10 protein-coding genes and 2 pseudogenes are annotated in these 12,098 nt (G+C 58.5%); 8 read left to right on the forward strand and 4 right to left on the reverse strand.

What is annotated here, in order from left to right; translation table 11 throughout:
* Positions 1 to 73 precede the first annotated feature (73 nt).
* From KW849_RS28320 to KW849_RS28330, 3 genes and pseudogenes are all read left to right on the forward strand, one after another.
* On the forward strand, positions 74 to 1,477 hold the full coding sequence (locus KW849_RS28320) for an amino acid permease (RefSeq protein ID WP_218432778.1): 1,404 nt from the start codon (positions 74 to 76) through the stop codon (positions 1,475 to 1,477).
* Between the two features lie 155 nt (positions 1,478 to 1,632).
* Positions 1,633 to 2,085, forward strand: a pseudogene (locus KW849_RS28325) (AraC family transcriptional regulator); the annotation flags it as partial.
* Positions 2,079 to 2,261, forward strand: a pseudogene (locus KW849_RS28330) (amino acid permease); the annotation flags it as partial. The pseudogenes KW849_RS28325 and KW849_RS28330, both read left to right, overlap by 7 nt.
* A gap of 71 nt (positions 2,262 to 2,332) precedes the next feature.
* Here the strand turns inward: KW849_RS28330 and KW849_RS28335 are convergent.
* Positions 2,333 to 2,938, reverse strand: a complete 606-nt coding sequence (locus tag KW849_RS28335; protein ID WP_218432780.1) for a TetR/AcrR family transcriptional regulator — start codon at positions 2,936 to 2,938, stop codon at positions 2,333 to 2,335.
* A gap of 134 nt (positions 2,939 to 3,072) precedes the next feature.
* On the opposite strand from KW849_RS28335, the gene KW849_RS28340 reads away from it, so the two are divergent.
* Positions 3,073 to 3,987, forward strand: coding sequence for a DUF808 domain-containing protein (locus tag KW849_RS28340; protein WP_218432782.1), 915 nt, complete (start codon positions 3,073 to 3,075; stop codon positions 3,985 to 3,987).
* Positions 3,988 to 4,128: 141 nt separating this feature from the next.
* On the opposite strand, the gene KW849_RS28345 is transcribed toward KW849_RS28340, so the two are convergent.
* A complete protein-coding gene (locus tag KW849_RS28345; protein ID WP_218432784.1) occupies positions 4,129 to 4,917 on the reverse strand; it encodes a VacJ family lipoprotein in 789 nt (262 codons plus the stop codon).
* On the reverse strand, positions 4,910 to 6,208 hold the full coding sequence (locus KW849_RS28350; RefSeq protein ID WP_218432786.1) for a serine/threonine protein kinase: 1,299 nt from the start codon (positions 6,206 to 6,208) through the stop codon (positions 4,910 to 4,912). Before KW849_RS28350 ends, KW849_RS28345 begins: the two co-directional genes overlap by 8 nt.
* A gap of 225 nt (positions 6,209 to 6,433) precedes the next feature.
* Here KW849_RS28350 and KW849_RS28355 point away from each other — a divergent pair, with 225 nt between their 5' ends.
* Complete coding sequence (locus tag KW849_RS28355; RefSeq protein ID WP_218432788.1) at positions 6,434 to 6,802, forward strand: hypothetical protein; 369 nt, start codon at positions 6,434 to 6,436, stop codon at positions 6,800 to 6,802.
* A 126-nt stretch (positions 6,803 to 6,928) separates the two neighbouring features.
* Here the strand turns inward: KW849_RS28355 and KW849_RS28360 are convergent, their stop codons facing one another.
* Entirely contained in the window at positions 6,929 to 8,524 is a 1,596-nt protein-coding gene (locus KW849_RS28360; RefSeq protein ID WP_218432790.1) for a glycosyl hydrolase family 17 protein, read from the reverse strand.
* Positions 8,525 to 8,812: 288 nt separating this feature from the next.
* On the opposite strand from KW849_RS28360, the gene KW849_RS28370 reads away from it, so the two are divergent.
* From KW849_RS28370 to KW849_RS28380, 3 genes are all read left to right on the forward strand, one after another.
* A complete protein-coding gene (locus tag KW849_RS28370) occupies positions 8,813 to 9,664 on the forward strand; it encodes a glycine betaine ABC transporter substrate-binding protein (RefSeq protein WP_218432793.1) in 852 nt (283 codons plus the stop codon).
* Between the two features lie 284 nt (positions 9,665 to 9,948).
* Entirely contained in the window at positions 9,949 to 10,260 is a 312-nt protein-coding gene (locus tag KW849_RS28375) for a DUF485 domain-containing protein (RefSeq protein ID WP_218432795.1), read from the forward strand.
* A complete protein-coding gene (locus tag KW849_RS28380; RefSeq protein WP_218432797.1) occupies positions 10,257 to 11,915 on the forward strand; it encodes a cation acetate symporter in 1,659 nt (552 codons plus the stop codon). The genes KW849_RS28375 and KW849_RS28380 overlap by 4 nt, the downstream gene beginning before the upstream one ends.
* Positions 11,916 to 12,098: the final 183 nt, after the last annotated feature.

Raw genomic sequence — 12,098 nt, forward strand, 5'->3', positions numbered from 1 at the left:
TTAAACCGAGCGGCAATTGAACAAATTGATGCATTCAAACCATGCCTGACCATAACAATTAGAAGGTAACCAGATGGCGGATGAAATCTTGCGACAAGGCGAGCTCAAGCGAGGGCTGAAAAATCGTCATATTCAGCTGATCGCATTGGGCGGAGCGATAGGTACCGGGTTGTTTCTAGGCTCTGCCGGAGTACTCAAATCGGCCGGGCCGTCGATGATCCTCGGTTATGCGATTGCCGGGTTCATCGCCTTTCTGATCATGCGCCAGCTGGGCGAGATGATTGTCGAGGAACCGGTGGCCGGCTCCTTCAGTCATTTTGCCCACAAGTACTGGGGCGGCTATGCCGGTTTTCTGTCCGGCTGGAACTACTGGGTGCTGTATGTGCTGGTGGGCATGGCCGAGTTGACGGCTGTCGGCAAGTACGTGCAGTTCTGGTGGCCGGAAGTCCCCTCCTGGGTCAGCGCGGCGGTGTTCTTCGTCCTGGTCAATTTGATCAATACGATGAACGTCAAAGTCTTCGGCGAGATGGAGTTCTGGTTTGCAATCATCAAGGTCGTAGCGATCATTGGCATGATCGTCCTGGGCTGCTACATGCTGTTCAGCGGAACGGGCGGCCCGCAGGCTTCGGTCAGCAACCTGTGGAGTCACGGCGGCTTCTTCCCCAACGGCACCACTGGATTGCTGATGTCCATGGCGTTCATCATGTTCTCATTCGGCGGTCTGGAGCTGGTCGGCATCACCGCCGCTGAAGCCAGCGAGCCGAGAAAGGTGATTCCCAAAGCGATCAACCAGGTGGTTTATCGCGTGCTGATCTTCTACGTCGGCGCGCTCACCGTGTTGCTGTCGCTGTATCCGTGGGATCAACTGCTACAGACACTGGGCGCTTCGGGCGATGCCTATGGCGGCAGCCCGTTCGTGCAGATCTTCTCCTTGATCGGCAGCGACACCGCAGCGCACATCCTCAACTTCGTGGTGCTCACTGCTGCGCTCTCTGTCTATAACAGTGGCGTCTACTGCAACAGCCGTATGCTCTATGGCCTGGCCGAACAGGGCGACGCGCCCAAGGCGCTGATGAAACTGAACAAGCAGGGCGTGCCTCTACTGGCGCTGGGCGTATCTGCGTTGATCACCATGCTGTCCGTGCTGGTTAACTACCTCGCCCCGCATGAGGCGCTTGAGTTGCTCTTTGCACTGGTGGTTGCATCGCTGATGATCAACTGGGCGATGATCAGCCTGACGCACCTGAAATTTCGCAAAATCATGGGCCAGCAAGGCATCGTGCCGGGCTTCAAGGCGTTCTGGTTCCCCTACAGCAATTACCTGTGCCTGGCCTTCATGGCCATGATCATATGCGTCATGCTGATGATTCCAGGGGTGCGTGCTTCAGTCTTCGCCATACCGGTGTGGGTGTTGATCATCTTCGGCTTTTACCGGATGCGTATGGCCAAGGATCGGGCCTTGCCGGTGGTTCAATAGCCTTCCCCCCCTCCGATAAAACCCCCGACATTCAATGAGTGACGGGGCTTTTTAAAACGGATAAAACAGCCGTTTTGTGGCGTGGAACTTGCTCCTTTCAAGCCTGATACACGCCATCAGAGCGCGCTGAAGAATATTGCCGTGGGTGCGCCGTGATGAATAGCAACGCTGATCCCCAGTTTCGCGACATTCGTATCGATCACTATGACCTCGAGGGTGCGAGGAACTGGATGTCTGGTATCTGCGGGCCGCACCGCCTCCAGACTTTGTCGCCCGAGCGGATCCGCTTTCATCACAGCGCCAATGTGTTCAGGTCGATGGCCACGACCCTGTGCACTCTCTCATACGGCACCGATGTCACCATCGATATCGAAGACGCCGAACACTTCAGCAGCTACAGCCTGAGTTTGCCGCTGGTGGGCGAACAGGAGCTGAGCAAGAACGGCACCCTGTTGAAATCCAACCGCGATCAAGGGGTGATCATTTCCCCGAATGAGAACCAGATGCTGGCGATCTCCGGCGACTGTCGCAAAGTCCAGGTGGTGATCACCCGCGCCGCCATGAGCGAGTCGCTGGAAGGCATGCTGCAGCGACCGTTGGATACACCACGCTGTTGGGGCTGCTGCTGATGGGCACGGTGATGATCACCACCTACTTCACCGATGCCTTCAAAATGACCTTGGTATTCGGTGTGCCTTTCCTGCTGATCCTCACGGCTGTCTACTGGATCTTCTTCAGAAAACCCAGGGCAGCCGTGGCGTTGAATCCGCTGCCGAAGGTTTAGAGGGCGGAAACATGCAATCTCGACCGGCAGTTTTCATGGGCTGCCGAGTCGGCATTGATCCTGGGCCGCTATCAGTCCGGTTCACACCCCTTGAGCACCAACCGGATAATCGTCTGCGCCGCCGCTTCGTAATCTTCTTCATCCAGTCTGGCCTTGCCGGTGATGGCGGTGATCTGCCAGTCGAAGTCGGCGTAGGTCTGGGTCGCGGCCCAGATGCTGAACATCAGGTGGTTGGGGTCGATGGGGGCGATTTGCCCGCGGTCGATCCAGGTCTGGATACACTCGATGTTGTGTTTTGCCTGGCCATTGAGCTGTTCGACCAGATCGGTGCTCAAGTGGGGTGCGCCGTGCATGATTTCGCTGGCGAACACCTTGGACGCGAAAGGCAGGTCGCGGGAGATGCGGATTTTCGAGCGAATGTAGCCGCTGAGCACTTCTCCGGGTTCGCCGTCCGGATTGAACGGTGTCGACGCCTGCAGGATGGGCTCGATGATGCTTTCCAGGACCTCGCGGTAGAGGTTTTCCTTGGATTTGAAGTAGTAGTAGACGTTGGGCTTGGGCAATCCGGCCTTGGCTGCGATGTCGCTGGTTTTGGTCGCAGCGAAGCCTTTGTCGGCGAATTCCTCACTGGCGGCACGCAGGATCAGTTGTTTGTTGCGCTCGCGGATAGTGCTCATAAACCGGGTGATTCCTTGCCTGTTCTGGCGGTTGCGCATGGTATCACCGGCCTCGCGCGACGCTCAAGAATGCACCGAGACCCGTTATGCCGCGCTATGCTGCTGCGCATTCATTGCAGAAGGAAACCCGATTCATGGCAGGAAGCAGTTTGCTGGTGCTGATTGACGACATCGCCGCCGTGCTGGACGACGTGTCATTGATGACCCAAATGGCCGCCAAGAAAACGGCCGGCGTACTCGGTGACGACCTGGCACTCAACGCCCAGCAAGTCAGTGGCGTGCGTGCCGAACGGGAAATCCCGGTGGTCTGGGCGGTCGCCAAGGGTTCGTTCATCAATAAATTGATCCTGGTGCCGTCGGCGCTGGCCATCAGTGCGTTCATTCCGTGGCTGGTCACCCCGTTGTTGATGGTCGGTGGTGCCTATCTGTGCTTCGAAGGCTTCGAAAAACTCGCCCACAAGTTCCTGCACAGCAAGGCCGAAGATCAGGTCGAACATGCTGAACTGGTCGAGGCGGTGGCAGACCCGGAAGTGGATCTGGTGGCGTTCGAAAAGGACAAAATCAAGGGCGCGATCCGCACCGACTTCATTCTCTCGGCGGAAATCATCGCCATCACCCTCGGCACCGTGGCCGGTGCGCCGTTGAGCCAGCAAGTCATCGTGCTGTCGGGGATCGCAATCGTCATGACCATCGGCGTCTATGGCCTGGTGGCGGGTATCGTCAAGCTGGATGACCTTGGACTCTGGTTGACTCAAAAGCCCGGTCAGATGGCGAAAAGCATCGGTGGCGCCATTCTGCGTGCTGCGCCGTACATGATGAAGAGCCTGTCGGTGATCGGCACCGCGGCGATGTTCCTGGTCGGTGGCGGCATCCTGACCCACGGTATGCCGGTGGCACATCACTGGATCGAAGAGGTGGGTGCGGCGGCGGGTAGCGGCGGATTTATCGTGCCGGTGTTGCTCAATGGTTTGGCGGGGATTGTCGCAGGGGCGGTGGTGTTGGTTGGCGTAATGGCTGCCAGCAAAATCTGGAAAACACTGAAAGGCTGAAGGCAACAAATAACAAATGTGGGAGCGAGCCTGCTCGCGATTGCGGTGTGTCAGACAACCTTGTTGGTGACTGACACGACCTCATCGTCGGAACGCCGCCCGGAGCAGGCTCGCTCCCACAGTGTTTTTTGGGTGCCGGGTTTACTCGGCGATCTGCAACTTGCGCGCTTCGGTATACACGTAACGCACTTTGTCGTACTCGAACGGCGAGTTCGTCTGGCCATAGCGGAAGGTGGTCTGGTAGCGCTTGTCGATGGCGCGCAGGATCAACACTTCCGGATGGTTGGAGCTGACTTCGGCCACGTTGAGGAAGTTGATCGCATTCTCGGCCGAGTAATCCACCACCAGGCCGCCGGTATCACGCAGGTTCGACGGACCGAGGATCGGCAGGACTAAATAAGCGCCGCCCGGCACGCCGTAGAAGCCCAGGGTCTGGCCGAAGTCTTCGTTTTGGCGCGGCAGGCCCATGGCGGTGGCCGGGTCCCACAGGCCGGCGATGCCGATGGTGGTGTTGAGCAGCAGGCGCCCGGTGGTTTCCAGCGAGCGCTGGCCCTTGAGTTGCAGCAGGCTGTTCATCAGGTTTGGCACGTCGCCGAGGTTGTTGAAGAAGTTGCTGACACCGGTGCGCAGGAAGCTCGGGGTGACGTAGCGGTAACCATTGACCACCGGCAGGAACACCCATTGATCGAAGCGGTAGTTGAAGTGATAGACGCGCCGGTTCCACTCTTCCAGCGGATCGTAGACGGTCAGCGCGCTGAGGGTCGAACGCTCGAACTCACGCTGGTCCAGACCGGGGTTGAATTTGAGTTTGCTCAGCGGTTCCTTGAAACCATCACTGTCGACGACCACGGGGGCGTTGGCTTTGCTGTTGTCGGCATTGGCGACGCCTGCACAGAGTAACGCTGCGAAAAGCAGGAGGTATTTAGCCACGGAAGAACTCCAGCATGGCGTCGCTGTTGACGCGGTAGTTAATGTTGCCGCAATGGCCGCCCAGCGGGTAAACGGTCAGGCGATCGCCAAAGGTCCGGCGCAGGAAACCGAGGTCGCCAGGGCCGAGGATCACGTCGTCGGCGTTGTGCATGACGGCGATTTTCGGGCTGTCGTGCAGATAGTCCTTCAGCGCATACAGGCTCACCTGGTCAATCAGTTGCAGCAGGCTGCCGCCGTCGGTACGGGCGCGCCACATCGGGATCACTTGTTCGGTGATGTAGCAGTCGAAGTCGCATTGCAGCGCACGCTTGAGGAATGGCGTGAGGCTGGTGCCCTCGGTGATCGGGAACTTGGGTGGAGTGATCAGGCCGCGACGGTTGACCAGGTCCGAAGTGAAGGCAATGTCGGCCGCCGAAAAGCGGAACGAGGTGCCGATCAGCATGGCCATCTGCTCGTTGGACAGGTGCTGCTTGGACTGCTGGAAGTCGTAGAGCAGCGCGTCGTTGAGGTCGATGTAGCCCTTCTGCTGGAAGTAGCGGGTCAGTTTGTTCAGTACCAGTTCATAGAACGTGGTGCTGTTGTTGATGCCCTTGACCTCGGTCTGGACCAGCTTGTCGAGGTTGGTGATCGAGGTGTAGAGGTTGACCGGCGGGTTGAGCAGCAGAACTTTCTTGAAGTTGAAGCTGCGGCGGGTTTCGTCCAGGTGCGCGACGAAAGCGGCATCCAGTCCACCCAGGCTGTAGCCGGTCAGGTAGTAATCGGTGACTGGCATTTTCGGGTTTTGTGCCCGCACGGCCTGCATCACCCGGTACAAATCTTCGGCGTCTTCCTTGGTCACCCCCGGCGTGGCGAAGCGTGATGCGGCGCTCATGAAGTCATAGCTGGTGGGTGATGACAACTGCACCACGTGGTAGCCGGCTTTGTAATAGAGCTTCTTCAGGTATTCGTTCAGGGTGCTGTCATAGCGTGCGCCGGTGCCGGCGATCAGGAAAATCAGCGGTGCGGCGTGATCCTGCGTGGCAATGCGGTAGTCGAGTTTCTTGACCGCCCAGAAGTTGTCCGGCAATTCGAACGCCCGTTCCGGACGCAAGGTGACGCTGCGCACTTCCTGATCGATGTCGTCGTCCAGGGGTAACTCCGGACGCAGGTCCGGCGGCGTGGTCGCGATGGTCGCCTCGAACGGGTTGGTCAGGGGGTAGCCGTAACTGGCGGCGTCAATGTCGACCGCCAGTGCGGACGCACTCAATATAAGGCCGCCAAACAGGGCGGCGAAGCGCAAGGAACGGAGCATGACTAAATCCCTTAGAAGAAGGTGCCGAATGAATTTCGCAGGCTATGACCACCGGATCTGCGCCAAAGTGCCAACCCTCGGCACCAAACAGGCTTAATTTCGAAGTAATAGTAGCTGGACGATACACTTTGCCGCGATTGAAAGGCCAGTTAACAGTTGTTATCGCTTGCGAAACCCTTGAGGGCGATTAAGCTGGCCGCCGTTTTTCGTCAATTGGAGTGTTTCATGTCTCGCCGCCTTCCCGTGTTTCTGCTGCTTGCATTGCTGCCTGTATGGCTGGCCGCCAGTTATGGCGCGCGTTATGGCTTCATGGAGGATGCGCAGTGGGTCGGCATTTGCGTGGATGAGACAAGTCGCTGGGAATGCCAGGTGCGTTCGAACCTGGGGCTGATGATCCACTTCGGGGTGCTGGGCTGGGCTGCGCTGGGTGCGGCAATCATCGGCTTTGTCGTGCCGGGGCGGGCAGGCTGGTGGTTGGCAGCGCTGGCGCTGGTGTTCGGGTTTCCGGCGCTGGCGTTGTACAACACGACGCTGGCGGTGTTTGCGGTGGTGATTGCGGGGTTGCGGTTGGTCAGGGCTGCTCGCGGCGTTTAAAAGTCCGTCTTCGCGGGCAGGCTCGCTCCCACAGTAGACCTTCAGTGAACACAAAATTTGTGTGCGACAAAGATCAATTGTGGGAGCGGGCTTGCCCGCGAAGAGGCCGGCTGAGTCGCTAAAGAATCAAGCCTTGCGAACCCGCAGGCAACGCCACAACGCAGCCACAATCAACACACTCACCAGCGCCCAACCCCAGGCCTGTTGATTCTGCAAACCTTCACGAAACAACTGCGGTGCAATGCCGGCACCTATGGTGAAGGTCAGCAACGTAACCTCGCGGCGCGGCACATTCACCGGGCGGCACAGGTAAACCAGCGCAGGCACGATGAACGCGACACTCGGGAAGCTGCGATAACGCGGATCGAATACCAGTTCCAGCATCATCACGGCTGCAGCGAAACCTGTCGTTGCAACCAGCCAGCCAGCACGGCGCTCCAGCCAGTTGAAAGCCTGTCCGCGCCAACCGATGCGAGGGCTCAACGTCAGCGCAGCATGGGCCAGCACCAGCAGATTCAGAGCGGTCAGCAATCCAACCCATAACCATTCACTGGTAAAGCGCGTGGTCACCCGTGCCAGGTCACCCCAGGCGCCTATCGAACACGCCGCCAACGCACCGAGTAAGGGCAGCACCAGCGCCGAGCGCGTCGTGCGAACCCGGCCGCCAAGCAACAGCGTGCCAATGAAGATCAGGCCACCCACCGCCAGCCATTGCGACCAGTAGGGTACGTTTGTCACTGGCCCGGCCAGCACGCCCTTGTCCTGGCGATCGGCATCGAACAGCCCCCAGTAACCACCCACTGCACCTTCACTGGCGCGTTTCCATGGCTGGTCGAAGGCTTCGATCAGGTTGTAGTGCCAGCCCCGTTGCTCGGCCATGGCGACAAAACCGCGAATGAACCTGGCTTCGTTGACCCGGCTCGGCAGGGCCGTTTCGCGTTGGCGACCTTCGCTTGGCCAGCCGGTTTCGCCGATCAGCACATCCTTGGGCGCGAACTTGTTGCCGAACACCTGGCGTACTTCCGCCACATGTTGCAGGGCAGCGTCGATGTTCGACGGATCGTCTTCCCAATACGGCAGCAAATGGATGGTCAGGAAGTCTACGGCGGGGGCGATTTCCGGATGCTTGAGCCAGAACTCCCAGACGTCGGCATAGGTGACAGGCTGTTTGACCTGGCTTTTGACCTTGTTGATCAGTTTCGCCAATTGCGCGCCGGTGACTTCCTTGCGCAACAGGGTTTCGTTGCCGACGATCACCGCGCTCACTACATCCGGGTTGGCATTGGCCGAGGCGATCAGCAGGTCGACTTCTTTTTCCGTGTCCACCGGGTTGCTGTTCACCCATGCGCCGATCATCATTTTCAAGTCGTGCTTGCGCGCCAGTTCCGGCAGGGCTTCGAGGCCGGTCATGGAATAGGTGCGGATGCATTCGAAGCTTTTGGACAGCAGCGCGAGGTCGGCATCCATGCGCTCGGGGCGCAGCTTGAAGGGCTGGTCGAACGGCGATTGATCCTTGTCGAACGGCGTGTAGGACGCGCATTGCAGTTTGTGCGTTGCGCTGGCTGCGTCCGGCAATATCACCGGTTTGCCGAGGCCGTACCAGAAGCCACCCAGGGCAAACAGCCCGAGCAGGCAAGCGAATAGATAAGCAGCAAAAGGGAAGCGGGATGTCGCGGACATGGAAAGGCCGTGTGGGAGCAAAGCCGCGCATGTTACCTGCATTTACCGCGTGCTTGGTGGCCCGCATGATTTTGACATGCAATGTTCGGGCGGAGTCTGCGGTGCGTTGGTCGCGCTCAAGATTAATGGCGTTCTGATGTCGTTTCTCGTTGCCTCGATGTCGCTGGCAGAGCAGGTCGCCAAGAGCGTCAGGTTGATCATCAAAGGCGTCAGTACTCCGCTGATGTTCGAACGAGTTTGCGGTTAGGCGTGATGGGGGCGCTGTGCACCATAACAATACGTTTAAGCGACTCGGCATCCGTCGAGCGCAGCACTTTCGGGGAAGTAACGATGAAGATGCGACGACTCTTGGGCGCAGGTGCCGCTTTGGTGCTGGCGATCAGTTCTACCGTGGCCAGTGCCGCTGGGAAGGAAGTGACGATCGGTTATGTCGACGGCTGGTCGGACAGTGTCGCCACGACCAACGTGGCCGCAGAAGTGATCCGGCAGAAACTCGGTTATGACGTGAAGCTGCAAGCGGTCGCCACCGGGATCATGTGGCAAGGCGTGGCCACCGGCAAACTCGACGCCATGCTGTCAGCCTGGCTGCCGGTGACCCACGGCGATTACTGGACGAAGAACAAGGATCAGGTCGTCGATTACGGCCCGAACTTCAAGGACGCGAAAATCGGCCTGATCGTGCCGGAATACGTCAAGGCCAAGTCCATTGACGACCTCAAGACCGACGACACCTTCAAGAACCGCATTGTCGGCATCGACGCCGGTTCGGGCGTGATGCTCAAGACCGATCAGGCGATCAAGGACTACGATCTGACCGGCTATCAACTCAAGGCCAGTTCCGGCGCCGGCATGATCGCCGAGCTGACCCGTGCCGAGAAGAAAAACGAATCCATCGCGGTGACCGGCTGGGTGCCGCACTGGATGTTCGCCAAGTGGAAACTGCGCTTCCTCGAAGACCCGAAAGGCGTGTACGGCGCGGCTGAAACCGTGAACAGCATCGGCAGCAAGGGCCTGGAGGCCAAGGCGCCGGAAGTGGCCAAGTTCCTGAAGAACTTCCAGTGGGCATCCAAGGATGAAATCGGCCAGGTGATGCTGGCGATCCAGGACGGTGCCAAGCCTGAAGCAGCGGCGAAGGATTGGGTCGCCAAACACCCTGATCGTGTGGCTGACTGGACCAAGTGATTTGAGCTGACGCGTCTGGTCAGCATCTTCTAGGGTCGCTCGGCAAATTTATGCCAAGCGGCCCTTTGCTTTTTTGTAGGAGCGAGCTTGCTCGCGATGGGCGTGAGCGTTAACGCGTGCTGTCTGAAAAAGTGCGGCGCCTTCAAATTCATCGCGAGCAAGCTCGCTCCTACAATTGGCGAATCCGTCATGGCGTTCTAAGACTAAGGTCGTCTGGAACCTGCCCCGCAGCCGCATAGAGTGGATACCGTTCCAACTAAATCTGTGCTGCGAGGATAAAAACAATGAACGACAGCATTTACCTCTCGATTCAAAACAGCCCGCGCTTCAAGGAGCTGGTTAGCAAGAGGGAACGATTCGCCTGGATTCTTTCGGCGATCATGCTAGGGCTTTACTCCGGATTCATCCTTCTGATTGCCTATGGACCGCAGTTGCTGGGGGCGAAAATCAGCCCTGAGTCCTCGATTACCTGGGGCATACCAATCGGTGTAGGGCTGATTGTCTCGGCCTTCATCCTGACCGGTATCTACGTACGACGCGCCAACGGCGAGTTCGACGACCTGAACAATGCGATTCTCAAGGAGGCTCAGCAATGATCCGCCGTCTAATCGCTCTTTTGAGCATCGCAGCTTTCGCACCTGGTGCCTGGGCGGCTGACGCCCTGACCGGTGCCGTGCAGAAGCAACCGCTTAACGTGTCGGCGATCTTGATGTTTGTCGCCTTCGTTGGTGCCACCCTGTGCATCACCTACTGGGCTTCCAAGCGTAATAATTCGGCAGCCGACTACTACGCCGCTGGCGGCAAGATCACCGGTTTCCAGAACGGTCTGGCGATTGCCGGTGACTACATGTCGGCAGCGTCCTTCCTGGGTATTTCCGCGTTGGTGTTCACCTCCGGCTACGACGGTCTGATCTACTCGATCGGCTTCCTGGTGGGCTGGCCGATCATTCTGTTCCTGATCGCCGAGCGCCTGCGTAACCTGGGTAAATATACCTTTGCCGACGTGGCGTCCTACCGCCTTGGGCAAACCCAGATCCGCTCGCTGTCCGCTTGCGGTTCGCTGGTGGTGGTGGCGTTCTACCTGATCGCGCAAATGGTCGGTGCCGGCAAGCTGATCCAGCTGCTGTTCGGTCTCGATTACCACGTTGCGGTGATCCTGGTCGGTATCCTGATGTGCATGTACGTGTTGTTCGGCGGCATGCTGGCGACCACCTGGGTGCAGATCATCAAGGCTGTGCTGCTGCTGTCCGGTGCCTCCTTCATGGCACTGATGGTGATGAAGCACGTCAACTTCGACTTCAACATGCTGTTCTCCGAGGCGATCAAGGTACACCCGAAAGCTGAAGCGATCATGAGCCCGGGCGGCCTGGTGAAAGATCCGGTCTCGGCGTTCTCCCTCGGTCTGGCGCTGATGTTCGGTACCGCTGGCCTGCCGCACATCCTGATGCGCTTCTTCACCGTGAGTGACGCAAAAGAAGCTCGCAAGAGCGTGCTGTACGCAACCGGTTTCATTGGTTACTTCTACATCCTGACCTTCATCATCGGCTTCGGCGCGATCCTGCTGGTCAGTACCAACCCGGTCTTCAAAGACGCTGCCGGCGCCTTGTTGGGTGGTAACAACATGGCGGCAGTGCACCTCGCAAACGCGGTTGGCGGCAGTATCTTCCTGGGCTTCATCTCGGCGGTGGCGTTCGCGACCATTCTGGCAGTGGTTGCCGGTCTGACCCTGGCCGGTGCTTCGGCGGTGTCCCACGACCTGTACGCCAGCGTGATCAAGAAAGGCAAGGCCAACGAGAAGGACGAGATTCGCGTCTCGAAAATCACCACCATCTTCTTGGCGGTGCTGGCAATTGGCCTGGGTATCCTGTTCGAGAGCCAGAACATTGCGTTCATGGTGGGCCTGGCGTTCTCCATCGCGGCGAGCTGCAACTTCCCGGTGCTGCTGCTTTCCATGTACTGGAAGAAGCTGACCACTCGCGGTGCAATGATCGGTGGGTGGATGGGGCTGATCAGTGCTGTGGGCCTGATGGTACTTGGTCCGACCATCTGGGTGCAGATCCTGCATCACGAGAAGGCCATCTTCCCGTATGAGTACCCGGCGCTGTTCTCGATGATGATTGCCTTTGTCGGGATCTGGTTCTTCTCGGTTACTGACAAGTCGACTGCGGCTGACAATGAGCGGGCGCTGTTCTTCCCGCAGTTTGTTCGTTCGCAGACTGGCCTGGGTGCAAGTGGTGCTGTTTCGCACTAAGCGTTTGGGTTTGACTGTTTAAGTTGTGTTGAATGGAAATGCCCCGGTCGAGAGATCGGGGCATTAATGAGATGGTCACCCCCACACCCTGCGAGGGCTACGCTTTCGCAGGGTGTTTTGTTTTCGGAGGCCATCATCATGAGCGAGTCAGCGTTGATCGGTATCGATCTCGGCAAACACTGT

The organism is Pseudomonas sp. PDM26, assembly GCF_019219185.1.
Lineage (GTDB): Bacteria > Pseudomonadota > Gammaproteobacteria > Pseudomonadales > Pseudomonadaceae > Aquipseudomonas.